Here is a 25,610-nt window from a genome sequence, read left to right as displayed (position 1 = left end):
TGTTAACCATAATTATACTAATGAAGAGCATTGTATATATTTATATTTATTAGCCCGCAGGAAATAAAATGAAACTCGTTCGAATTACAATACTTGCCGTATCTGCCGTTGCGGCCGGATTTGCTGGAATTTTGGCAATGCATCTTGCAAGAAATCGCCCTGTTCAAAAAGTTGAGATAGAAAAAAGCTCAACTATAAAGTTTGCTAATGTTTTAGTGTCTAATGAAAATATACCTATAGGCGCAAGAATCAATAAAAATATTTTATCTTGGATTGCATGGCCTGCAGATAATGTTTTTGACGGTTTTATTACTGAAGATAAACGTCCTAAAGCAATTGAAGAATTGGATGGCGCTGTAATACGTTTGCCTATTTTAAAGGGTGAGCCAGTGCGTACTGAAAAGTTGGTAGATTCTTCTAATAGGATCATGTCGTCTATTCTTCCCTCTGGAAAGCGTGCCATTGCCATGGATATTTCTGTTTCAACAGGCGCAGGAGGTTTTATATTGCCCAATGATCGTGTTGATGTGATGATGGTACGTATGCTTGAAGAAGGGAAATCTTCTGCTGAAACTATACTGAGTAACATAAGGGTTCTTGCTATAGATCAAAATATAGAAGATGGAAAAGATGGACAAAAATCATCAATTGGATCAACAGCAACTTTAGAGCTTACTCCTGAGCAAGTAAAAGTTATACTTTCGGCACAGCAAATGGCGAGTAGATTAGCTCTTGTATTGCGTTCTACAGCTGATTCCAAGGAGCCTGATACAGACTATCCACATGGATTTTTGGGTGGTGGTGGCGTAGAAATTATAAAATCAGGAGTTGTTTCTCATCATAATAATATAGAAGGACTGTCGAAATGAATAGCTTACTACGACAAATCTTCAATAGTATTCGCATATTTTTTATAAGTGCTTTCTATATTTTGGGGATATTTTTTGCCCAAGCTGATAATTTTTATAATAATAATTCTGTGATAAGGGTGCGTTTGTCAGAAATAGGAAGAGATAAAAATATTTCTGTTGGGTTGTATAAGGCTTTAGTTATCACTTTTCCTGATGATATTGTCGATGTTCTTGTTTCTGATCCCAAAAAAGCAGATGTAGTAACGCGCTCTTCTAGAATGATATACCTTTTTGGGAAAGAAGTAGGTCAGGCTAGCGTGTTTGTATTTGGAGCTAATGGAAAAGAGCTTCTCAATATGAATGTTAAAATTGAACGTGATATTGGAAATCTTGAGGCTAATTTAAGGCGCTTTATTCCTGACTCGAATATAAGTACTGAAATTGTTTCTGATAATATTGTATTACATGGAACTGTTCGCACTATTCAGGATTCTCAAAAAGCAGTTGATTTGGCTAATGCTTTTATTAAAGGAGGAGAAGCAACTACTCAAACAGCATCAGCGGGTCAATCTTTATCTTTACAAGAAGACAGACGGGTATCAACGGTTGTTAATTTGTTGGATATTGAGGGTGAGGATCAGGTTACTCTTAAGATTACTGTTGCAGAAGTTCGGCGTGAAATACTGAAGCAAATAGGATTTACTAATTCACTTACTCGTTCAGCGAGTTCTCTTGGGCACAAACTCAGCTCCTTCAGTGCTCTAGGATTAACAGAAGGAAGTAGCGGTCAACAAGAAACCCTTATTAATATAGGCGGGGTTGCCGGTCACTATTCATTGGAAAGTGCTTTACGTGCTCTTGAGCAAGCTCGTGTAATTCGTACTCTAGCTGAGCCAACTTTGACTGCTGTTTCAGGTCAAAGTGCTAGTTTTAGGTCTGGTGGTGAGCGTTTATACCCTACTGTAGATAAAAATGGTACAACTAATTTTCAAACTCGTGAATTTGGTGTCCTGTTGAATTTTACTCCAACAGTTTTGGCTCCAGGGCGTATTAGTCTGCGTATTCAAACAGAAGTTTCTGAACCTGTGACACCTAATGCTATTGCCACCGCAAGTACTCCTCCAGAGTTTCGCACACGTAGAACTGAAACTACTGTTGAATTGCCTTCAGGAGGGTCGATTGCGTTAGCAGGGTTGATAAAATCTGAGACTCAGCATGGTACTTTAGGTGTACCGGTTTTGTCTCAGATTCCTATTTTGGGAGCCTTGTTTAGAAATAAAAGTTTGGATAGGAATGAAACGGAAACTGTTATTATTGCGACACCTTACCTTGTGAAACCAGTATCGCGTAATTCTTTGTCTCGCCCAGATGATAATTTTACTCTTGAAAGTGATCCTACTTCTTTTTTCTTAAATCGTGTTCATAAAGTTTATAGAAGTGGTATGGATATTCCAAAGGCACAGCGACCTTATCAAGGTACAATTGGCTTCATATACAAATAAGATAGGACATGTAATGAACAATATACTTAGAAAACTGCATTTTTTAAATCATGTTTTCAGTAAGTACCTTTTCCGAATTGCAATTTTATTGTCAAAAAATTCTTTGGTAATATTATGCTTAATCCAATCTGTAATTTTAATGTCTTCTTGTACCACAACAAGGCAAAGTTCAATTGAAGATGATAGCAGTGATTATCGTAAGAGACATAAAATTGTTCTGAAAGAGACAGAGCATACTCTTGATTTGCCAGTTTATCACAGAAAAAATACATTACCTATAGATATGGTTGATACAATAAGAGGTTTTGCAGAGGATTATAAATCTGATAATGGTTGGGTTGTTGCTATTATGAGGCCAAGCAAAGATCAGAATGTTTCTGATACAATATTTTTTGTTAATCAGATTCGCTCAGTATTAGTATCAAAAGGTATTAATTCTGCAAATATTAGTGAAAGAGTCTATAATTCTGATGGCGATGAGAATGTTAAAGTGGTACGCATGAGCTATTTTTCAATTAGACCTTCTCTACTCCACGAGTGTGGGCAATGGACGGACAACATATTAGATAGTATGTCTAATCGCGATTGGAAAAATTTTGGTTGTGCTTATCAGAAAAATCTAGCAGCGCAGATGGTTAATCCAAGTGATTTGTTAGGTCCACGTATGATGACACCTGCTGATGCTGCTCAGCGTAATAATACTATGCAAACTTATCGTCAGAATACTTCTTCTGGTACGGGAAGTACATCCGGGTCATCAACTTCATCCGGGTCATCAACTTCATCTCAGTAGCTAATGAGATTAGAAGACCAACGAAGAGAGGGTAGGTATGAGTTCTATTGAATATGAAATTCGAAATAAAACTTCTTCTAATTTGAGAGAAAATGCTCAAGTCGAAAATATTGAAAATATGCGTCCATTACCACGGATATCTATTCATGCATTTTGTGAGACTGAGACATTATATAATGTTATAGAAAAATCTAAAGTAGATCGTCGTATGGCTCGGGTTAATGTTAAAGTGACCAGAGGATCTACTGAAGCTGCTATTAATACTTTTGTATCGTCAGCAACACCTAATTTAATTATTCTGCAAACAAATCTACATAGTGAAAAACTTTTGTCTGATTTGGAACGATTGGCAGAAGTTTGTGATTCGTCTACTAAGGTAATCGTTATTGGTAATAGTAATGATGTTTCTCTTTATCGAACTTTAATACGTAACGGTATTTCTGAATATTTAGTAGAGCCTTTATCTGTCCTAGATATAATGAAGGCTATAACGAATATTTTCATGGATTCAGACAAAAAATCATTCGGTCGCTCTTTGGCTTTTATAGGAGCGAAAGGTGGTGTTGGTTCTTCAACTATAGCACATAATTGCGCTTTTGGTATAGCAACTTTATTTTCAATGGAAACAATTCTTGCTGACCTTGATCTTCCATATGGGACTGCTAATATTGATTTTGATCAGGATCCAGCACAAGGAATATCAGATGCTATTTATTCTCCTGATCGACTTGATGAGGTTTTCGTTGATCGTTTGCTTGTTCGTTGTGCCGAAAATCTTTCACTTTTAGCTGCTCCATCAGTTTTAGATCGATCTTATGATTTTGAAGTTGATGCGATTCTCTCTGTGATTGAAATACTTCAAAAGTCTTGTCCAATGGTAATTCTTGATATTCCTCATGCTTGGAATGATTGGATTCGTAAGGTGCTTGTTGCGTCTGATAAGATTATCATTACGACCTCTCTTGACCTTGCTAACTTGCGTAATACTAAAAATCTAATTGATGTGTTACGAAAACTTAGGCCTAATGATAACCCTCCTTATTTAGTGATTAATCAAGAAAATATGCCAAAACGGCCTGAGATTTCTATAGAAGATTTTTGTGAACCACTAGGAGTGAGGCCTTCTGCGGTAATTCCCTTTGATATTGCCCTTTTTGGAGCGGCAGCTAATTCAGGTAAAATGATTAATGAGATAAACGCTGATTCTCTTATTGCGGAAAAATTTTTACAGCTTGTACACATACTTACCGATCGTGTAACGATAGAGAAACCAAAGTCTGGTATTCTAGAAAAAATGATGGGGGTTTTAAAGCGCAAATAATTTTGATTGTTGAGAGTAGGAATAAATATATGTTTGGAAAACGTGAAAAGGGAATTATACAGCAAAAAGATATTACTAATGTTGTAAATGAAGAGTTTGAAGCTAATAATAAATTATCTGATTCTTTCGTGACAGAAACACCATCTTCTAGAGCTTTTAAGGTGGTTTCAGATCGATCAAATGTTCGTGATCCTAATTATCATTTAGTTAAAGCAGAAATATTTGAAACTCTCATTGACATGATTGATGTTTCACAGCTTTCTCAATATGATTTAGAAGAATCGCGTGGAGAAATTAGTAGCATTGTAAGCGACATAATTAACGCTAAAAATATTCTCATGTCGACTGCTGAACAAGCTACTATACTTGAAGACATTTGTAATGATGTCTTAGGGTATGGTCCTCTTCAGCCACTCCTTGCACGTGATGATATTGCTGATATCATGGTTAATGGATCTAATAAAATATTTATTGAAGTTCATGGTAAAACAATTGCAACAGACATCTCATTTCGTGATAATAGCCAACTTCTTTCTGTATGTCAACGAATTGTAAATCAGGTTGGTCGTCGGGTTGATGAATCTAGTCCTATTTGTGATGCGCGTTTACCTGATGGTTCGCGTGTAAATGTTATTGCACCTCCATTATCTCTTGATGGTCCATCCCTTACAATTCGTAAATTCAAGAAAGAAAGCTTAACGCTTGATCAACTTGTACAATTTGGTGCAATCACACCTGAAGGCGCTATGGTATTGAAAATAATAGGTCGTATTAGGTGTAATGTTCTTATTTCTGGTGGTACTGGTTCTGGTAAAACAACCCTTCTTAATTGTTTGACTCGTTATATAGACGCTGATGAGCGTGTTATTACCTGTGAAGATACCGCAGAATTACAACTTCAGCAACCGCATGTGGTGCGGTTAGAAACGCGGCCTCCAAATATTGAGGGTGAGGGTGAGGTTACTATGCGTGATCTCGTTAAAAATTGTTTGCGTATGCGTCCTGAGAGGATTATTTTGGGAGAAGTTAGAGGCCCAGAAGTTTTTGATCTTTTACAGGCAATGAATACAGGTCATGATGGTTCTATGGGTACTATACACGCTAATACTCCGAGAGAGTGTTTGAGTAGGATTGAGGCAATGATCTCTATGGGAGGATTTAGTCTACCTAGTAGAATTTTAAGAGAGATAATATCAACTTCTTTGAATGTTATTGTGCAAACACAACGTTTACGAGATGGTTCTCGACGTATTATAAATATCACTGAGATTATTGGTATGGAAGGTGACGTTATTATTACTCAAGATTTAATACGGTATGAAATTGAGGGTGAAAATTCTTCAGGAAAACTTATAGGACGTCATGTGTCTACAGGAATTTCTCGTCCACGTTTTTGGGATCGGGCTCGTTATTATGGTGAAGAGGTGCGTTTAGCATTGGCACTTGATGCAATGGAAAAATCATTAGACACTTAGGAGATTTGATATGTTCTTTGATGCTAGAATTCTTTTGTTGATAGTTTTGGTTTTTATTGCCATTGGGTCTCTTTGTTATGGACTTTTATATACAAAAATAGAACAGCAAGAAAAATCTTCTGTTCGGTTTAATCGTATAAAGTCAGAAAAAGGATTAAAAACTTCACGAAGTGCTGATTCAGTAAATCGAGAAAAACGTCGTAAAGTTCTTCAAGAAACAATAGAGAAATTAGAAGCAGAAAAAAATAACAAATTTGTTAAAAGTAATAACTTTAAAAGTTTGCTTTTATCTGCTGGCCTTTCAATTGATATTAACTATTTTTACGGTATTATTTTTGGATTAGCTTTTATTATTTTTCTATTCTTATTTATTGCTCAGTTTAACATGCTAGCTTGTCTAAGTGCATCTTTTTTAACTGCTCTTGTTGTGCCGCGGTTTTTATTGAATTACTTAATAAAAAACGTCAAGCTAAATTTTTGGATGAATTGCCAAATGCACTGGATGTTGTTGTTCGTTCAGTCCGTTCAGGTTTGCCATTAATAGATGCGATCAGATTGATTGCCACGCAATCGAAACAGCCTCTCAGAAATGAATTCCGTCGTATTGTTGATTCTCAACAGATTGGTTTAAGCATACCAGAGAGTATTTCTCGTATGGTACGTTATATGCCTATTCAGGAGGTGTCTTTTTTTGCAACAGTTATTAACATTCAAGCTCAATCAGGGGGTAATCTTTCTGAAGCGTTATCCAATTTGTCAAAAGTTTTACGAGATCGTAAAAAAATGAAAGCAAAAGTTAAGGCTCTTGCAATGGAAGCAAAGGCTTCAGCTTGGATTATAGGATCATTGCCTTTTGTTGTGTCCACGCTTGTTTATATTACATCTCCACAATATATTGGTGTTCTTTTCGTTGATCCTAGAGGGCATATGATATTGGGAATTGCTGGTGTATTAATGTTGATTGGTATATTTATAATGCGTATAATGATAAACTTTGATATCTAGGGCAAAAGAAATGTTCAGCAATATGTTTTCTTTTTTTCTGATCCTAGTACGATGATTGCTTTATGTGTTATGGTTTCTGTTTTTTCTGCAATTTATTCGGTTGTTATTCCTTACTTGGACCGTAATCAATTAGAAAGTAGAATGAAGTCTGTAGCTCTTGAAAGAGAGTTTTTGCGTAATCGTCAACGCGCGCAAATGAAAGATGGATCTCCTGGATTAAGAGATCAGGGTAATACCTCTATCAGGAAAATCGTTGAAACCTTTAATTTGCGTGAAGTGCTTGTAGACGAAAATACTGTCAATAAGTTACGTGCGGCTGGTTTTCGATCTGAGTATGCTCTTAATCTTTTGCTTGTTACTCGTTTTCTTCTTCCTTTTTTATTCCTGATATTTGGGTTTTTTTTGATATTTATTTTAGGATTTTTTGCACAAAAGCCTCTAATGGTTCGTGTTTTCATTGTATGTTTTATAGGGTATATAGGTTTTTATGCACCTAATATATTTATTTCAAATCTTACCTCTAAACGTCAAGCTGCTATAAAACGTGTTTGGCCTGATGCTCTTGATTTGATGTTGATATGTGTTGAATCTGGTCTCGCACTAGATCATAGTTTACGCCGTGTTGCAGAAGAGATCGCATCACAATCTGCTCCTCTTGCAGAGGAGATTCTTATTACTACAGCTGAGTTATCATTTTTACCTGAAAGACAAACGGCTTTTGAAAATTTTGCTAATCGCACACAGCTTGATTGTGTAAGAACTCTTGTGCAATCACTGATACAGGCTGATCGCTATGGTACGTCAATAGGTCAATCATTAAGGGTTTTAGCTGAGGAAGGTCGGACTGAACGTATGACTGAAGCAGAAAAAAAAGCAGCAGCTTTACCTCCAAAATTAACTGTACCAATGATAATTTTCTTTCTTCCTGTACTTATGATGATTATCCTTGGGCCAGCAATTTTAAACGTTATGGATTACTATAAAAAACAGTAAAAATTCAATAATGTAGATTTTTATTATGGTTTTTATATAGTTCAATAACCTGAAATGAGCTTCTGAGATTTATATGTTTATAAGAATGCGTCATTTTTCTGTGATACGAAAGAAGATAAAATAAGTTGTAGGCATTGATGTATAAGACTGTCGAAAAACTAAAGAAAACAGTAGTTCAAACCAATTCTTGTGATATTCGGGCATCTTTTGCTGCAGATAAGAAGCGGTTTTTGAAATTTAAAGCTTCTTATGAAGATTTAACAATGGATTATTCAAAGTGTGCTTTGAATGAAGAAATATTAATTTTGCTTGAAACGCTTATGAACGAAGCTCATGTAGTTGAGAAACGTGAGGAAATGTTTTCAGGAAAGCTCATTAATTGGACAGAAAGACGTCCTGCTCTTCACTTTGCTTTGCGAAATAGAATTAATTCTCCAATCATTATTAATGAAAAAGATATAATGCCTGAAATTAATGCCGCACTTATGGCAATGGAAGAATTTTCTGAAAGTTTGCGTAGTGGTAATTTAAAAGGTGCAAAAGGGCATACAATTACAGATGTTGTAAATATAGGTATAGGTGGTTCAGATCTTGGTCCTGCAATGGCAGTTCTTGCATTAAAGCCGTATCATTGTGGATTAAATTTGCATTTCGTTTCAAATGTTGATGGATCTCATATAACAGATGCTTTGAAAAATCTTGTACCAGAAACGACTTTTTTTATTGTTGCATCAAAAACTTTTACAACAACTGAAACTATAATGAATGCACATGTGGCGCGTAGCTTTATTTCAGAAAAATTAGGGGAGAATTCAATAAAACTTCATTTTGCAGCAATCTCGACAGATATTGAGAAAGTAGCTGAATTTGGTATTTCAAATAAATATACATTTAAGTTTTGGGATTGGGTTGGTGGGAGATATTCTATTTGGTCATCTATTGGTTTGCCATTAATGATTGCTATAGGTGCAAATAACTTTTTTGATTTCTTAAAAGGTGCTTATGAAATAGATGTAAATTTTCGAACAGCTTCCTTTAGAGATAATCTGCCTATGTTGTTAGGTTTGATAGGCTATTTCCATCGTGTTGTACTTGAATATCCAACACGAGCTATTCTTCCGTATGATCAGAGACTTTCAAGATTTCCAGCATATATTCAACAACTTGATATGGAATCAAATGGAAAGTCTATAACTATAGAAGGGAAATCTGTTGACAGTTTTTCTGGTCCAGTTATTTGGGGGGAACCTGGAACAAATGGTCAACATGCATTTTATCAACTTCTTCATCAAGGAACAGATATTGTTCCAGTAGAATTTATGATTGCAGCTAATAATCATGAAGATACACTTCGTCATCATCATGATTTTTTAATTGCGAATTGTCTTGCTCAATCAGAGTCTTTAATCCAGGGTCGTACTTTGGAGGCTGCAAAAAATAAATTGGCAGTTAAAGGTTTAGATATTCAGTTTATTGAGAAAATTGCTCCACATCATGTATTTTTAGGAAATAGGCCATCAATTACTTTTGCATATAGTAAGCTAACGCCACGTACTTTAGGTCGTTTAATTGCTCTTTATGAACATCGTGTGTTTGTTGAGGGAATTTTATTTCGTATAAATTCTTTTGATCAATGGGGAGTTGAGTTAGGAAAGGAAGTTGCTAATGAACTTCTTCCGATTGTACAAGGTGAAAAAAATAGCTCACATAAATACACTTCTTCAACGGTTGGTTTGGCAAGTATTCTATATAAATTGTCCAATAAATAAACTCATGATAGTTCGATATTAGATAGCATCATTATATCTTACTTCCATAAAGTTTTTACTATAATATAAGTTGTACATAGTAAATAAATTTACTAATGAGTATTTTTTTATAGATCATTGGAGATTAATTATTATGAATACGATTTTCTGCTCTCCTAAAGCAGTAACTTTGCCAATTATGGATAACGATTCTGTATTTCCTGTCCGTCGAGTTTATTGTGTTGGGCATAATTATGCTGATCATATTATCGAAATGAATACCCCTCAGCATGATAAAAATATAATTTTTTTTCAAAAGAATCCGGACAATCTTCTCTTGGCAGGACATAATTTTCCTTATCCTTCTTTATCTCAAGAAGTCCATTTTGAAGTAGAACTTCTTGTAGCTTTACAAGATGGTACTTCTAACATTCATATTCATGATGCGCTGGATTATGTCTATGGTTATGGTGTTGCAATTGATTTTACAAGAAGAGATTTGCAGAAAACAGCTAAGAGATTAGGTCATCCTTGGGAGGCTGCAAAAGCATTTGAGAAATCTGCTCCAGTATCAGAACTTGTCCCCGCTAGTTGTATTGGTTATGTAGAAAAAGGATCAATATGGTTAGATGTTAATGGTGAGAGGAAGCAAGATAGCGATATTGAGCGCATGATTGTAAAAACTCCAGAAATTATTGCACGCTTATCCGAGCTATTTATCTTAGCCCCCGGAGATGTTATATTAACCGGAACCCCGTCAGGAGTAGGGTCAGTCAAAAGGGGTGATCATATCACTTGTGGTATAGAAGGGGTTGCTACTCTTTCAGTTGAGGTCGTTTGAAATAATAGATACTAGAGTCTTTTTTACAGATAATTGCTGACGACTTCCTCTTTTTAGGAAATCGCCAGCTTCTAATGGTATTATAAGAATATAATTATTCTATTTTTTAGCTTTTTTTCACATCTGCCATTTTCCCAATTGCCTGGTCTATAAGATATCGGGAGTTGGGTCCTTCACCGATAAGATCTATTTCTGCTAATATAGAGCGAAAGAGGCTATTTTCCTCATGTTGTTCATTTATAAACCACTGTAAAAAAGAGAAGGTGGCATTATCTTTTTCAGATAACGTTTGTTCTAAGGCTTTATCATAAGCTTGTGTTACAGAAAATTCCCGCTCAGCTATTAATTGAAATAAGCTTTTAATGTCTTTAACTGGAATTTTTTGTTCTTGTAATGCTGAGAAAGTTACTTTATTACCTTGTTCATTTAGGTAATTAAATACTTTATGCATATGCGAAAGTTCTTCATTTGCCTGTTTGATAAGAAAATTATAACATCCTTGAAGATTATGTGACACTGCCCAAGCTGCTGCTTGAAGGTAAAAGAGATGTGCTTCTAATTCAGTATTTATTAAGTTAATAAGTGTTTTATGAATTTTCTCATTATTCATGATAATGATCTCCTTAATTAAGATATAATTTTAATGGGCTATAAATCAATTTATATTTATTAGGAGTAAATATATAGTAGACATTTATTATTTATTATAGGTATTTTATGGAAAAGGAATATTAATTTTTAGATTAGAAAAACTACCCTATAAGGGAGAGGTTTATTCCAATTCAGTAGATTTTATACTCAAGAGAAGAAGAACTCATTTAATTTATATTTTTAAAACATTTTGAACAATTCCCTAATATCTCAATAGTTGCTTTAGAGAAATAAAAGTTTTTTTCTTGAACCTTAGCAATTAAAAGCTTATCAAGCTCATAATCTTGCAATTCATCGACATGGTTACATGTTTCACAGATAGTAAAAACAATAATTTTATTGTTGTTATGTTTTATCTTTTCATGAGCACATGCTATAAAGGCATTGATAGTTTCTAGCCTATGAATGAAACCATATTCAGTCAGTTTGTCTAAGGCTCGATATACTTGCAAGGGTGCTCTAAAACCGTAGTCACGCAGAATATCTAGAATATTATAAGCAGTCAGAGGTTTCTCAGAACTTCTAAGCGTTTTATAAACAAGTGATTGATTACGTGTTAGAGAGTTTTTCATAGATTATAATATCAACTTTCTTAAGTGGCATCAATCATAAAATTTCAGGTGTTAAATTTGTACATTATAAGGTTCATTAATTAAAAATGAATAGAAGTGTTTCACTGTATAATCTTGCCTAGTCTACTCATTTTCTTTTAAAAAAAGAAGTTTTATTTTTGTTCAACTTATAATTTAATTTAGCTTTTTAGATAAACGCTGCGGAAAAAATTTTGTATCTAAGTTATTAAGCTAATAGATCTTTTAAGAGTAGCAGGAATCAATAACTTTTCATGAAAGGTGAGGGCCAACGTTGGCGACTAGTATGGTGATATAGATGATACTATTAATATGAAAATTGTTAAAACAGCTAAAAATAGTTATAATCAATTTGATCAACTTAACTGATAAAGAAAGATTCAGATAATCTAGAGATTATATGACTGCTTTTACACGCTTAGACTTAAATTGTTTCTAGGATAACACAAAAATAAACCCATATGAACTATCTGACATATCAAGTCTATCTTCCAGCTTCTTCTAATTTTTCTTATAAATCATTCAGAGGTGTGCTTGATCCTGAAGTATCTTTAATAGAGAGTGGTCTAAAGATTTATTCTGAAATGATGAAAAACTTCACCGCTTATTTTATAAATTCTTTTCTTTCTAAAGTAAGGGAATAAACTTAAAATTTTTATTGTCTCCATGGTCCATGTCTCTCCAGAGATCCATCTGTTCTTTCAAATCCATGGTTGCCAAAAAAATCACGCTGGGCTTGAATAAGATTAGCAGTTCCTCGACTTTGCTTATATGAATCAAAGTAAGAGAGAGCAGCTGAAAGAGATGGAATCGGATAGCCAGATTTAACACAAGATGTTACAATACGACGTAATGAAGGTATTGCTTCTTTTATTTTTTTGAAAAGATTGGAGTTTGAAGAAGATTTTTATGATATGAGTCAATATTCATGAAAGCTTCTGATATATCATCAAGAAGTTGCGAACGAATAATACAGCCTGCACGCCAAATGCAAGCTATGCTTTCCATTTTTAATTTCCAGGAGTATGTATCTGATGCTTTTGCAAGCATTGAAAATCCCTGCGTGTAAGCAATAATTTTACTAGCATAAAGAGCTAGTTCTAAATCTTTTATTAAGTCACTAGATTCTTCAAAAGAATCACTGTTTTTTTGACCAAAAAGTGCTTCCATTTGCTCACGGTCAATTTTATAACATGAAATATTACGAGCAGTAACTGCAGCTTCAATAGTTGTTACAGGGACAGCTAATTCCTGACTTTCTATAATGAACCATTTTCCTGTTCCTTTTTGGTTTGCTTTATCAACAATGATGTCAACTATAGGATTACCAGTTAATTGATCTTTAGTTGAAAGTATTTCCGCTGTAACCTCAATTAAGTATGAATTGAGTCGTCCAGATTTCCAACGATAAAATATATCGCTTATTTCAGAGGTGCTTTTTCCAACTTTGTCTCGTAGAATCCCATAAATTTCAGCTATCATCTGCATATCTGCATATTCAATTCCATTGTGGATTGTCTTTACAAAATGTCCTGCTCCATCAGGTCCAAGTAGGGCGCAACAAGGTTCACCATTATAATTTGCAGATATTGATGTCAAAATTTTCTTAATGCAATCGTATGCTTCAGGAGTTGCTCCAACCATAAGTGATGGACCATGTCTGGCACCTTCCTTTCCGCCTGAAACGCCCATACCAATAAAAGAGATACATTTATGAGTGAGTCTTGTACAACGTACTTGTGTATCACGAAAATTAGTATTTCCACCATCTATCAGGATATCTCCTTTAGACAACAACGGTGTCAACTCGTCTATTATCATATCGACAGGTGATCCAGCTGTTATCATGATTAATATTGGACGAGGTGGGCGAATAGATGACACTAAATCTTCTAAAGTTTTTGTTGCAATAATTCTTTCAGAAAGGTTACCTGCTTTTTGCATGAAAGAATCGACCCATTCAGGCTCACGGTTATAAACCGATACGAGATAACCTTTTTCGGCGATATTAAGGGCAATATTTGAGCCCATAACTCCAAGGCCTATTACTCCAATTTCTGCCTGTTTCATCTCAAGCCCTCCAATAAGAGTCTTTAATATGATTTCAAAGATCAAAAACTTCCAGTTATTTTTTGGCGTAACTGGGAAATCTCCTGGATACTAAAAAAATTAATTTCCTTAAGCCTCTTTTCCCTTATGATATTTTTCAAATCCAAAGCTTCATTGAGTAAAAAATAGTATGATTATCTTCATAAGATTAATTCGTCTCTAATTTTTAGCCTTAGAGCTATTTTTAGCAGCATTTTCTTTTCTAACTGCTTCATTCAGACTACGGGCGCGTTTTCCAACATTCTCTACTATTCGTGCAGCTTTTCCACTTAATTTTCTAAGATAATAAAGTTTGGCACGACGAACCTTACCTCGACGTATAACTTCAACATCTTGTATCAATGGAGAATAAAATGGAAAAACACGTTCAACACCTACACCGCCATAGCTAATTTTTCGAACGGTAAAATTTTCATTAAGACCACTGCCAGAACGTCCTATACATATACCTTCATAGGCTTGGAAACGACTTCGGCTTCCTTCTGTAACAAGAACTTTTACAGAGATCGTGTCTCCAGATGAGAATACCGGTAATACTCGCTCAGATTCTATTTTGGCGATTTGTTCAGATTCTAACTGCTTGATAATATTCATCGCTAGCTCCTAATTTTAGAATGATATAACGTTAATGCTCTTCAACCATATAGTATATTATGGGATTTTTTTTCTAATAATGAACAACTTCAATTTTTATCTAAATATATAAATTTTATCTAGGTATTTGAGTTTTTCAAAAAAATTGTGTGATAAAAGTATATAATTTTAAATGTTTCTCATGAGATTTCTCTTTTTTTAACGAGGAGGTCAGGCCGACGCTTTCTTGTTAGGGTTAGTGATTTTTCTTGGCGCCATTTTTCTATTCCTCTATGATGACCAGAACTCAGAATATCAGGTATCTTTAACCCTTCCCATACTCTTGGTTTTGTGTATTGTGGATACTCTAAAAGTCCATTCTCGAAGCTTTCATGAAGAATAGAATTTTTATTCCCTATAACACTAGGGAGCAAACGAACTATAGCATCCAGTAAAACGAGTGCAGCTGCCTCGCCTCCTGATAAAATATAATCACCTATTGAAATTTCTTCAAGAGAACGTGCTTCGATAACACGTTCGTCAACACCTTCAAAACGTCCACATATTATAATAACCCCAGGGCACATAGCAATGTTTTTTATACGTTCTTGTGTTAGAGGTTGTCCACGAGGACTCATTAGCAATTGAGGTATATTAACAAGACCTTTTATGGAATAAGATTCTGATGCATAATCAATAGCACGTGCCAACACATCTGGTTTTAAAATCATACCTGAACCACCGCCAGCGGGTGTGTCATCTACACTGCGGTGAGTATCTAGTGCAAAATCACGTACTTGGATTGGATTTATAGACCATATACCGCTTTTAAGTGCTCTTCCTGCTATTGATAATCCAAGATGACCAGGGAACATTTCTGGGTATAGCGTTATAACAGTAGCATGGAAAGACATAGCGAGACCTTTTAAGTGCTTTTTATGCTAGAAAAGTTCTTTCTAAAGAATCAATTAAACCAGCAGCTATAGGCTCAACTTGTAAACGGTTTTTTTTAATATCAATATTTGGTATAGCTGCTTTAGAAAAGGGTATCAGAACACATTGTTTTTTAGTTTGATCAAGTAATTCAAGAATAGTTCCTGCTCCGAAGTCATACACATGAGTAACCATCCCCCAATAAATTCCTGTAGAATCAAAAGCCTGTAATCCTTCTAAATCTACAGAAAAAAATTCATCTTCTTCTAAAAGATTATTATCCATACTATTACGTTTGATATAGAGATCAAGTTTATTCAATTTTTCTGCATCAACTCGATTTCTTATTCCATCGAACAAGACAATAATTTTATTTTTTTTCTGAAATAGAGTAACAATTTTAAATTTGCGGCCATCCAATGCATATAGAATTCCATAATGACCTAATGCTAAGGGGACATTGGCATAAGAACGTACATGCAACTCACCCTTTAAGCCATGTGGTGTGCCAATAGTACATATTAGCACAAACTTTTCGAGGTTTACCATGATATTAAAATTGCCTTTTTAGAGCTTTCAGAGTTTTTCTTATAAAACATATATTTTCTATGAGTAAAATATATATCTTCAAAAGATCTAGGCTTGTTGAGTTGCATTTGCAACCATTTCATCTCTTTTCTGCTTGGAAGCAAGCCGTTCAAGGGCTTTTTTACCTGGCTTTGCTTTGTTGGGATTATTTTTTGGAGAGCTTTTTATTAATTCAGCTTTACCTAAAAAGAATAATACACGATCTGTTGGTTGCGCTCCTTGTTTCATCCAATGCTGGATACGCTCAAAATTAAGGACGACTCTTGACGCGTTGTCTTTAGGCAGCATTGGGTTCCAAGATCCAACTCGTTCAATGAAAGCTCCATCACGTGGGCTGCGAGCATTTGCGACAACAATATGATAGTATGGGCGTTTTTTAGAACCACAACAGGCCAGGCGAATTTTTACTGCCATTAATTTGTTCCTTAAATATTAGAGTTGTTATTATAATCTTTGATTTATTTAAACTATACTCAGCATTCATGCTATATAAAAACCAAAAATAAATCCTTATGAAATCGATAATTTCATAGGATATATAATTTTTACAATGCTTGAACTATCAATCTTATATGAAAAGACTTGATATTAATAGTGAAAATGTGTTTCTTAGTTGCAAAAACGTTTCATTTATTTTTTACTTTTAAGGCTTTTAATATAATTTTTGTTTTAAAGGATCAGTTAATTTTTTTGTTTAATTTAGAATTCCTATTGAATATGCTTAAAATATCACTTGATTTGAACTGGGTACCTTCTGCTTTGTTACCTAAAAGTTGATCTAAGGTTAAAGAATCAGCTTTTGAGGGAGTTGGTAACTTTTCTATTTTGTCGTCTATTCCACTGCCTATCAGTTTCTGAATAAGCCCACTTTTGTTTTTCCCTCCCATAATTTTCATCATATCTGACATTTGACGATATGTTTTTAAAAGCCTATTGATTTGCGATGAGTCAGAACCTGAGCCTTTAGCGATACGTTTTTTTCGAGAGTTTTTAATAATATCAGGATTAAGACGTTCTTCTTTGGTCATAGAAGATATAATTGCAAGGTTGCGTTTGCAAAAATTATCGTCTATTCCTGCGGAGATTACCTTATCTTTGATATTACTCATACCAGGTATCATGCTTAATATTGAATTCATGCTACCAAGGTTTTGGATTTGACGTAACTGCTCTGCAAAATCATCAAGACCAAACCTTCCTTTAGCTATTTTTTTTGCTATTTCTGCTGTTTTTTCTGCATTAATAGTACTTGCCGCTTTCTCTACTAAAGAAACAATATCACCCATACCGAGAATTCGATCTGCAATTCGTTTTGGATGAAATTCAGCGATATCATCTATTTTTTCGCCTACACCTATCATTTTTATAGGTTTACCTGTAACAGCCCGCATTGAGAGAGCTGCTCCACCGCGGCCATCTCCATCCATACGTGTTAATATAAGACCTGTTATGTTAACATGCTGATCAAAGCTACGGGCAAGATTTACTGCATCCTGTCCTGTTAGTGCATCAGCTACCAATAAAACTTCATGAGGATTATTTTGGTGTTTTATTGTAACAATCTCGTTCATCAGGGTTTCGTCAAGATGGTTGCGTCCAGCAGTATCTAAAATAACAACATCGTAGCCTCCGAGCAATGCAGTATGTGTAGCTCGATTGGCTATTTCTAGAGGGGACTGGTCTTTTATAATAGGAAGAGTATCAACTTGAATTTGTTGTCCAAGCTGCTCTAATTGTTGCTGTGCAGCTGGACGATATGTGTCAAGAGATGCAATAAGGGATTTTTTCTTCTTAAGAGTTTTCAAACGATTTGCAATCTTGGCAGTTGTTGTTGTTTTACCAGATCCTTGAAGACCGATTATCATAATAACAACTGGGGCTGGAGCGTTAAGATCCAATTCTATGTTTTCTTTCCCGAGAATTTCCACAAGCTCATCATGGACAATCTTGATGACCATTTGACCTGGTTTTATGCTTTTCAGCACTTCTTTTCCAAGGGCTTTTTCTTGGACTCTTTCAATAAAAGATCGAACAACTTCAAGGGCTACGTCTGCTTCTAGGAGTGCACGGCGCACTTCACGTAAGGCTTTTGATATATCAGCTTCTGATAAAACACCTCTACCAGTCAGGTCATTAAAAATGAGGCCGATACGTTCTTGAAGATTTTTAAACATCGCTTAGTATCCTTAGCCATAGGAGTTGAATTATTTTCATGTTGCAGTATTTGTTCAAAAGTGAGTGCATGTAGAATATAGTCATGGCCTTTTGATAAAAGATATCGTGGTATGTCTCCAATATCAAGTCGAATGTTCTTGATACTATATTGTGCATAAATTATTTTAAAATCTGATTGAGCTATTGAACTTTTTTGTTTGATGACTGAAGTCAAATTACCATAGCATAACGAATAATTTTGCATTCTTATTGTAATTTGAGAAATAGCAGAAGGTAATCTTCAATGGGTATGGTAAATTTTGTAAAAATGAATGGTATAGGAAACAAAATACTTGTTGTTGATATGCGAGATTGCAATACAACAATAGCTCCTGACGTTGTTTCTTCTTTGTCTTCTGATGAAAGAACGCAGTTTGATCAAATGATGGTTGTTTATCGCTCAAATACACTATCAGCAGATGCTAAAATTTTTATTTTGAATCGTGATGGGTCAGAAGTAGGAGCTTGTGGTAATGGTACTCGTTGTGTTGTTGACTTTCTTGCAAAAGAAACAGGACAAAAAACTTTTACTTTTGAAACTTTGCGTGGCTTATTAAATGCTGAACAGCATATGGATGGATTAATATCTGTTGATATGTGTGTACCTCTTTTAGATTGGAAAGATGTTCCCCTTGCCAGAAAATTTGATGATACCAGTTGTATTGACTTTCAGGTGGGTTCTATTGATTCTGGATTTATATTGGATTCACCGTCGGTTCTTTCTATGGGGAATCCTCATATAATATTCTGGATTGAAAAGAATTTTTCTGATTATGATTTATCAAATATAGGAAAGCATGTTGAAAACGATCCTATGTTTACTGAAGGTATTAATGTTTCTTTGGCAAAAATTACGTCTAAATCTTCTCTTCAATTGTGTACTTGGGAGCGTGGCGTAGGTTTAACACTTGCTTGTGGCTCAGCAGCCTGTGCTGCTGCTGTTTCATCTATTCGTATTGGTCGTACAGATCGCACTGTTCTTGTTGAGATGCCCGGTGGAAAATTAATGATTCATTGGCGCGATGATGGCCATGTTATCATGACCGGACCAGCAGAAAAAGAGTGGGCTGGAAAGCTTGATTCTAAAACAGGAGCATGGATAAAAACTCATTCTTTTATATGAGTAAAACTTTCAGTACGACTAATTATACTAGGAAAGAGCTTTTATTTTTAAAGCTTCGCATGGCTTATTAAATAATCTGAGATCTTTTTATAAAGAAATTTGATTGACTTTAGCTATTTCATAGGCATTTATTTATGTATTTAAAAATAAATTATTTTGAGGTGGCAATGGATTTTTTCACGAAGTTTCTCTCGTTCAAGAAAAATTCAGATTTTTTATCTTCTCAAAAAACATCAGATTGTTCTTCTGAAGTTTGTAATACAACGCAAGAAGATTCTTCATCAAGAGCTGAAGAGATAAAGATTGAAGAATCTTTTCCTGATAAAGTGTCACAAGATGATCACTTTAGCTGGTTTCAAAAACTAACAACCAGTTTGTTTCAGACGTCGTCACAGTTAAAAAAAGATATTGGTAATCTTTTAACTAAAAGTAAACTTGATGAAAGTATTCTTGAAGAACTTGAATCCTTATTAATTCGTTCTGATTTGGGAGTCGATTTAGCAACGCGGATTACAAACGTTTTGTCTACTGAACGTTATAAAAAGGATGTGTCCTCTGCAGAGGTAATACATATTCTGAGTACAGAGATAGAAAAAATATTAGTACCAGTTTCTCAGCCTTTTGAATTGAATGTTTCTAACAAGCCAAATGTTATTCTTGTTGTTGGTGTTAATGGTGTTGGAAAAACGACTACTATTGGGAAATTAGCTGCAAAACTTTCTGATTCGGGGTTAAAGGTTATGCTCGCTGCAGGTGATACATTCCGCGCAGCAGCTGTTGAACAGCTTAAGGTGTGGGCAGATCGGACTTCCTCTGATTTTATAAGTGCTAAAGTTGGAGGTGATGCAGCAGCTCTTGCTTATGAGGCTTTTAAACAAGCAAAGGAAAAGAAAAAGGATGTTCTTATTATTGATACAGCCGGTCGTCTTCAGAACAAGATTGGCTTGATGGAGGAACTGAAAAAAATAGCACGGGTGTTGCGAAAGTTTGATTCAAATGCTCCTCATGCAGTTCTTCAGGTTCTTGATGCTACTGTTGGACAAAATGCCTTGAATCAAGTAGAAATGTTTCGGGATGTTGTTGGGGTTACAGGTCTTGTTATGACAAAACTTGATGGGACAGCGCGTGGTGGTATTCTTGTTGCTATTTCAATGAAATATCAATTGCCTGTTTATTTTATTGGTATTGGTGAAAAGGAAAGTGATCTTGAGCCTTTTGTTGCAAGGGATTTTGCAAAAGCTATTACTGGATTATCTGAGTATGAGAGAGTTGGTGCACATGACAACACAATTTAAAGAACAATCAAAAAAAATAGCATCAAATAGTCAACTGATTAAGTTTTTTTTGGAGATTGGTCCTCTTTTAGTGTTTTTTTTGTCTAATTTTTATGACTACGATGAAAAATGGATAAGCAAATTTGGAATAGTTCATTCTTTTGGAGGAAAGGTTTTTATCGCTACTGGTTTATTTATGATTGCAACGATTATATCATTAATATTATCGTGGTTTATTTTGCGTTCTTTTCCGGTTGTTTTGTTCGTTTCTGGGGGATTCGTGTTATTTTTCGGAGCGCTGACTCTTTGGTTTCACGATGAATCTTTTATAAAGCTCAAACCAACAGTTATTTATATGCTCTTTGCAAGCGTTCTTCTCGGGGGTCTTGTATTAGGTAAGTCATTATTAAGTTTATTCTTTGGTGAGGTTTTTTGCTTAACTGCAGAAGGCTGGCGTAAGCTTACTCTGCGGTGGGGAATATTTTTCATATTTCTGGCAATACTTAATGAAATAATAAGACGGAATTTCTCTACAGAATTTTGGGCTCTATTTAAAATATCCGCAATTATTCCGCTTACTATGTTATTTAGTTTGCTACAATTTAAATTTATTAAAAAGTATTCTGTTGTTCCTTCTGATGAAAGCTAATATGTCTTCTTTATGTATTGTGCAGATTTAATGTAGAATAACAATTATGAGGGGATAAAATCTAAAAGCTATTAATTTCGCATGTTAAATAAAGCATATCAAGGATACTTGAAGTCAAACAATTAATTTTGGTGCCGCTTACGTGATTCGAACACGTGGCCCCATCATTACGAATGATGTGCTCTACCAACTGAGCTAAAGCGGCTTACTTTTTCTTAAGATAACATCTTGTCCATGTATATAAAAGAAGTTACTTTTTAGTGACTAAATTTCTTTAGGATATTTACACATTATTTTTTAAGAAAAACAATAATAGAGCCTGTATGGGTTGTTGCTACGGATTAGATCCTTTAATTACAAGAGATATTTTAAATCCCAAGTACTGATTTTATTTTATAATGGTAATTTTATACATTGACATTCTATATTGATTAGAGTTTATCAGGAAATTAAGTAGGAAACCTATATTAGGTTTTTTTAAACAAATGGGTGGAGTGATTATGGGTGCTTTAAAACCAATCATTATAACTTTGTGTACTGTTTTAATTTCAAGTAAAACTCTATTTGCACGGGATCAAATTAGAGTGTCTGGTTCTTCAACTGTTTTACCTTATGCCAGGATTGTTGCTGAAAATTTTAGTGAATTTTTTACTGATTTCAAAACTCCTCTTATTGAATCTGGTGGTTCTGGGCCTGGAATAAAAGAATTTTGTAGAGGTGTTGGGGAAGATAAAATTGATATTGCTAATGCTTCTCGTAAGAGGAAGAAAGGTGAGTTTGAAGAATGTAAAAAGAATGGTGTATCTGATATTGAAGAAGTGCGTATTGGTTATGATGGAGTTGTATTAGCTGTTGATAATAGCTTGGGTAGCATCTCTATGAAGATTGAAGATCTTTATAAGGCTTTGGCAGCAAAAATTATTGTAAAAGGTCAGCTTATATCAAATCCATTGAAGAAATGGTCAGAGATTAATCCATCTATGCCTAATATTCCAATTTCAATATACATTCCAGGAGAAAAGCATGGTACTCGTGAAGGATTTGAAGAAAAGGTTTTGAAAGAGGGATGTGAAGTTTCTGGTGCTTTAGAAGAAATAAAAAGAATAGTTTTAGATAAAGAAGAAGCAAATAAAACGTGTTTAATGATCCGTAAAGATGGTGTAGCAATTGATATTGATGGTGATTATACAGAAACTTTAACACGTATTAATGCAAATAAAACTGCTTTTGGTGTTTTTGGATTTTCTTTTTATAAAAACAATGCTGATATATTAAAGGTTGTTGCAGTAAATGGAATAACTCCTTCTATGGAAACGATAGCGTCTTCTCAATATCCTATTGCACGTCCACTGTTTTTCTATCTTAAGAAAGCGCATCTTTCTTTAATACCTGGTCTTAAGGAATATGTTGATTATTTTGTATCGGATCAAATGATAGGTCCTGAATCTCCTCTTGTTAAATATGGTTTGGTTCCTATGCCTGATAGCGAAAGAAAAATTATGCAAAACCATGTAAAGGTTGGAGAAATTATGAATGGATTTTAGGGATAAAAATTTTTAGAAAATCACCTTAAATCCAGTTTTTTTCAGGAATAAAGATGTTTTTCTCCATTTTTGGGTTATTCTTCATTGTTATAGGTCTTGTAGCTTACCTTACGGGGTATACTCGTTCTAGAGTTATGTCTTGTAAGGTAAAAGGTCTTCATCCTAGGTGGGGTTATTATGGAGTATATGTTGCTCTTTATTCTGTAATCCCGGCTTTGATTATTGTATCTTTATGGCTATTGTTTTCCCCAAGATTGATTCAATTCCAGGTTAATAGAGCGCTTTCAGATGAGATATCGAAGTTACCTTTAATTGAACAAAAAATTAATTATAATGTAGCAGAAAATATTGCAAAAATTTTACCTCTTCTTAGTTCTCAAGATAAACAATCTCTTAAAGATTATTCTAATGTATTAAATATTTTAAAGTCATATGATTTAATATTGGCAACTAATCCTCAGTCTTGGGTAATAAAAGCTGCTTTTTACATTCAGGCCCTTACATATAAAAGTCGGGTAGCGGTTACGTGTCTTATATTAGCATTAGTTTTGGCTGGAGCATTTTATGCTAATATTCAGATTTCTCCACGATTACGTGTTCAATATAAAATTGAAAAATTTATAGTTTTTCTTTTTATGGCTTCATCATTTTTTTCTGTTTTAGTAGCGATTGGAATCATAATTTCTATGCTTTCCAATGCTATAAGTTTTTTCTGCGTTGTTCCAGCAAAAGCATTTTTTTTTGGCACAGTATGGGATCCACGTTTTTCAGCCGCTGGTTCTCCGAATTCTCCTGGTCAATTTGGTCTTATCCCTTTGCTTTTAGGTACGTTTTATATTGGTTTTATAGCAATGTTATTTGCTGTTCCAATTGGTTTACTTGCAGCTATTTATATGGCAGAATATGCTTCTAAAAAGGTGCGATCTGCTATTAAGCCTGTCATTGAAATTCTTGCAGGAATTCCAACAATTGTTTATGGATTTTTTGCTATATCAGTTGTAGGTCCTTTTTTGCGAGATATGTCCATATTTATAAATGGCTTAATGACAGGAAATTATAAAGATTTTATTCAAGCTCAGAGTGTTCTAACAGCTGGATTGGTAATGGGTATAATGTTAATCCCTTATGTTTCTTCTCTTTCAGAAGATATCATTTCTGCAGTTCCTCGTACATTGAGAGATGGTTCTTTTGGTTTGGGAGCAACACGTTCAGAAACTATAAAATATGTCATTTTTCCTGCCGCATTTCCTGGTATTGCTGGTGCTTTATTAATGACAGCCTCACGAACTATCGGAGAAACAATGATTGTGGTATTAGCTGCGGGTGTAGCTGCACATTTCTATTTCAGCCCTTTTCAGTCTATGACTACTGTTACTGTTAAAATTATGAATCAATTAACAGGGGATCTTGAGTTTACTTCTCCACAGACATTGGTAGCTTTTGCTCTTGGATTGACTTTATTCGTTATTACATTTTTCCTTAACATTTTTGCACTTTATATTGTTCAGAAATATCAGGAAAAGTATGAATGAATGAATTTTCTTCTACTAAAAAATCTTTCTCAGATAATAAAATTAGCCTCAAACGACGTTATGCTGCTGAGAAAAGATTTCGTTTTTATGGTATGGCATCTATAATTATTAGTTTTTCTTTTCTTATAATTTTAGTATATTCTATTATATCAAAGGGAATTGGCGCATTTTGGCAAACAAAAATTTCTTTACCAATAGAGTTTTCAGAAAATGTAATTAATCCTCAAAAAGATGCCTATTCTAATTCTTCAGCGTTGATGTTTGGTAATTATTCTTTAATAGCTCGCCAAGCTCTTGCCCGGAAATTAGGGGTCGATACTAATAATTATTCTAGCATGTCGAAAATTGATGAGATGTTATCGGCTACAGTAAAGGTGCAACTTCGTGATTTGTTAATGAAGAATCCTTCGTTAATAGGCAAAACAGTTGAGGTTTTGGTGTTAGCTAGTGCTAATGTTGATTATGCTTTTAAGGGTGAAATTGACTTATCAGTGCCTGAAAATAGACGCAAAATCTCTAATCAACAGGTGGAATGGATTAAAAAACTTGTACAAGAGGGCTGTTTATCAACTTATTTTAATTATGACTTATTTACTGGTGGTGCTTCTAGCCGTGCAGAAGTAGCAGGAGTTGGTGTAGCAATTGTTGGTTCTTTATATATGATGTTAATTATTATTATATTGACACTTCCAATAGGAATTGCTTCTGCAGTTTATTTGGAAGAATTTGCACAAAAGAATTTTTTAACAACTTTAATCAAAGTTAATATTAATAATCTTGCAGCGGTTCCATCTATTGTTTACGGTCTTCTTGGATTGGCAATATTTATTAACTTATTTGGTATACCACGTTCAAGTCCCCTTGTTGGTGGATTAGTTTTAGCTTTGATAACTTTGCCAAATGTAATTATATCTGCAAGTGTAGCATTACAAGCAGTTCCGGGCTCTATTCGTTCTGCTGCTTTAGGTTTGGGGGCTTCAAAAGTGCAGACAGTTTTCCATCATGTTTTGCCATTGGCTATGCCAGGTATATTAACAGGTTCTATTATTGGGTTGTCTCGTGCATTTGGTGAGACAGCTCCTTTGCTATTGATTGGTATGGTTGCTTTTGTGACAAGTTACCCGAAAAAAATAACAGATCCAGCAACTGCATTGCCAGTACAAATTTATTTATGGACAAATGAGGCAGAGCGAGGTTTTGTTGAACGAGCTTTTGGAGGGATAATTATACTTATTTTTCTGTTAGTTGTTATTAATATTGCTATGGTTTTTTTAAGAAAACGATTTGAGCGGCGCTGGTAA

General features: G+C 34.5%; 20 protein-coding genes, 1 tRNA gene and 3 pseudogenes. 15 read left to right on the top strand and 9 right to left on the bottom strand.

The window, feature by feature from the left end; translation table 11 throughout:
* Nucleotides 1-68: 68 nt before the first annotated feature.
* From cpaB to B488_RS06220, 9 genes and pseudogenes are all read left to right on the top strand, one after another.
* Complete coding sequence (gene cpaB / locus B488_RS06260) at nt 69-869, top strand: Flp pilus assembly protein CpaB (RefSeq protein WP_015273702.1); 801 nt, start codon at nt 69-71, stop codon at nt 867-869.
* Nucleotides 866-2,353 (top strand): type II and III secretion system protein family protein, encoded by a 1,488-nt coding sequence (locus tag B488_RS06255; protein WP_081583181.1) that lies wholly within the window; start codon nt 866-868, stop codon nt 2,351-2,353. The genes cpaB and B488_RS06255 overlap by 4 nt, the downstream gene beginning before the upstream one ends.
* Nucleotides 2,354-2,366: 13 nt before the next feature.
* Nucleotides 2,367-3,146 (top strand): CpaD family pilus assembly protein, encoded by a 780-nt coding sequence (locus B488_RS06250; protein WP_015273700.1) that lies wholly within the window; start codon nt 2,367-2,369, stop codon nt 3,144-3,146.
* A gap of 37 nt (nt 3,147-3,183) precedes the next feature.
* Nucleotides 3,184-4,467: a CpaE/TadZ family protein gene (locus B488_RS06245; protein ID WP_015273699.1), complete on the top strand. Its 1,284-nt coding sequence runs from the start codon at nt 3,184-3,186 to the stop codon at nt 4,465-4,467.
* A gap of 29 nt (nt 4,468-4,496) precedes the next feature.
* The gene (locus B488_RS06240; RefSeq protein WP_015273698.1) at nt 4,497-5,942 is read left to right on the top strand and encodes a TadA family conjugal transfer-associated ATPase; all 1,446 of its coding nucleotides are present in this window, start codon (nt 4,497-4,499) and stop codon (nt 5,940-5,942) included.
* Between the two features lie 10 nt (nt 5,943-5,952).
* A pseudogene (locus B488_RS06235) lies at nt 5,953-6,947 on the top strand (type II secretion system F family protein).
* A gap of 51 nt (nt 6,948-6,998) precedes the next feature.
* Entirely contained in the window at nt 6,999-7,940 is a 942-nt protein-coding gene (locus tag B488_RS06230; protein WP_015273696.1) for a type II secretion system F family protein, read from the top strand.
* Between the two features lie 137 nt (nt 7,941-8,077).
* A complete protein-coding gene (gene pgi, locus B488_RS06225) occupies nt 8,078-9,709 on the top strand; it encodes a glucose-6-phosphate isomerase (protein ID WP_015273695.1) in 1,632 nt (543 codons plus the stop codon).
* Between the two features lie 133 nt (nt 9,710-9,842).
* A complete protein-coding gene (locus tag B488_RS06220) occupies nt 9,843-10,529 on the top strand; it encodes a fumarylacetoacetate hydrolase family protein (RefSeq protein WP_015273694.1) in 687 nt (228 codons plus the stop codon).
* Nucleotides 10,530-10,635: 106 nt separating this feature from the next.
* On the opposite strand, the gene B488_RS06215 is transcribed toward B488_RS06220, so the two are convergent.
* The 8 genes and pseudogenes from B488_RS06215 to ffh form a co-directional block, all read right to left on the bottom strand.
* A complete protein-coding gene (locus B488_RS06215; RefSeq protein ID WP_015273693.1) occupies nt 10,636-11,139 on the bottom strand; it encodes a ferritin in 504 nt (167 codons plus the stop codon).
* Nucleotides 11,140-11,347: 208 nt separating this feature from the next.
* A complete protein-coding gene (locus B488_RS06210) occupies nt 11,348-11,752 on the bottom strand; it encodes a Fur family transcriptional regulator (RefSeq protein ID WP_015273692.1) in 405 nt (134 codons plus the stop codon).
* Between the two features lie 673 nt (nt 11,753-12,425).
* Nucleotides 12,426-13,840: pseudogene (gene gndA / locus B488_RS06200) on the bottom strand (NADP-dependent phosphogluconate dehydrogenase).
* Nucleotides 13,841-14,056: 216 nt separating this feature from the next.
* A pseudogene (gene rplS, locus B488_RS06195) lies at nt 14,057-14,473 on the bottom strand (50S ribosomal protein L19); the annotation flags it as partial.
* A gap of 179 nt (nt 14,474-14,652) precedes the next feature.
* Nucleotides 14,653-15,366 carry a tRNA (guanosine(37)-N1)-methyltransferase TrmD gene (gene trmD / locus B488_RS06190; RefSeq protein ID WP_015273688.1) on the bottom strand — a complete coding sequence of 238 codons (714 nt, stop codon included), beginning with the start codon at nt 15,364-15,366 and terminating at the stop codon, nt 14,653-14,655.
* A gap of 22 nt (nt 15,367-15,388) precedes the next feature.
* A complete protein-coding gene (gene rimM, locus B488_RS06185; RefSeq protein ID WP_015273687.1) occupies nt 15,389-15,934 on the bottom strand; it encodes a ribosome maturation factor RimM in 546 nt (181 codons plus the stop codon).
* Nucleotides 15,935-16,021: 87 nt separating this feature from the next.
* Nucleotides 16,022-16,387 carry a 30S ribosomal protein S16 gene (rpsP, locus tag B488_RS06180; protein ID WP_015273686.1) on the bottom strand — a complete coding sequence of 122 codons (366 nt, stop codon included), beginning with the start codon at nt 16,385-16,387 and terminating at the stop codon, nt 16,022-16,024.
* A 263-nt stretch (nt 16,388-16,650) separates the two neighbouring features.
* Nucleotides 16,651-18,147, bottom strand: a complete 1,497-nt coding sequence (gene ffh, locus B488_RS06175; protein ID WP_015273685.1) for a signal recognition particle protein — start codon at nt 18,145-18,147, stop codon at nt 16,651-16,653.
* Between the two features lie 284 nt (nt 18,148-18,431).
* Here ffh and dapF point away from each other — a divergent pair, with 284 nt between their 5' ends.
* The 3 genes from dapF (at nt 18,432) to B488_RS06160 (ending at nt 21,233) form a co-directional block, all read left to right on the top strand.
* Nucleotides 18,432-19,310 carry a diaminopimelate epimerase gene (gene dapF / locus B488_RS06170; RefSeq protein WP_015273684.1) on the top strand — a complete coding sequence of 293 codons (879 nt, stop codon included), beginning with the start codon at nt 18,432-18,434 and terminating at the stop codon, nt 19,308-19,310.
* A gap of 134 nt (nt 19,311-19,444) precedes the next feature.
* Nucleotides 19,445-20,605, top strand: coding sequence for a signal recognition particle-docking protein FtsY (gene ftsY, locus B488_RS06165; protein WP_051012134.1), 1,161 nt, complete (start codon nt 19,445-19,447; stop codon nt 20,603-20,605).
* The gene (locus tag B488_RS06160) at nt 20,589-21,233 is read left to right on the top strand and encodes a septation protein A (protein ID WP_015273682.1); all 645 of its coding nucleotides are present in this window, start codon (nt 20,589-20,591) and stop codon (nt 21,231-21,233) included. The genes ftsY and B488_RS06160 overlap by 17 nt, the downstream gene beginning before the upstream one ends.
* Before the next feature lie 129 nt (nt 21,234-21,362).
* On the opposite strand, the gene B488_RS06155 is transcribed toward B488_RS06160, so the two are convergent.
* Nucleotides 21,363-21,438, bottom strand: a tRNA-Thr gene (locus B488_RS06155).
* Nucleotides 21,439-21,733: 295 nt separating this feature from the next.
* Here B488_RS06155 and B488_RS06150 point away from each other — a divergent pair.
* From B488_RS06150 to pstA, 3 genes are read left to right on the top strand one after another with little or no spacing between them, the layout of a single operon-like run.
* Nucleotides 21,734-22,777, top strand: a complete 1,044-nt coding sequence (locus B488_RS06150) for a substrate-binding domain-containing protein (RefSeq protein WP_041771189.1) — start codon at nt 21,734-21,736, stop codon at nt 22,775-22,777.
* Between the two features lie 53 nt (nt 22,778-22,830).
* Nucleotides 22,831-24,309 (top strand): phosphate ABC transporter permease subunit PstC, encoded by a 1,479-nt coding sequence (gene pstC, locus B488_RS06145; RefSeq protein ID WP_015273680.1) that lies wholly within the window; start codon nt 22,831-22,833, stop codon nt 24,307-24,309.
* Nucleotides 24,306-25,610: a phosphate ABC transporter permease PstA gene (pstA, locus tag B488_RS06140; RefSeq protein ID WP_015273679.1), complete on the top strand. Its 1,305-nt coding sequence runs from the start codon at nt 24,306-24,308 to the stop codon at nt 25,608-25,610. Before pstC ends, pstA begins: the two co-directional genes overlap by 4 nt.

Source organism: Liberibacter crescens BT-1 (genome assembly GCF_000325745.1).
Taxonomy (GTDB): domain Bacteria; phylum Pseudomonadota; class Alphaproteobacteria; order Rhizobiales; family Rhizobiaceae; genus Liberibacter; species Liberibacter crescens.
This window is presented reverse-complemented; position numbering and strand designations above follow the sequence as displayed.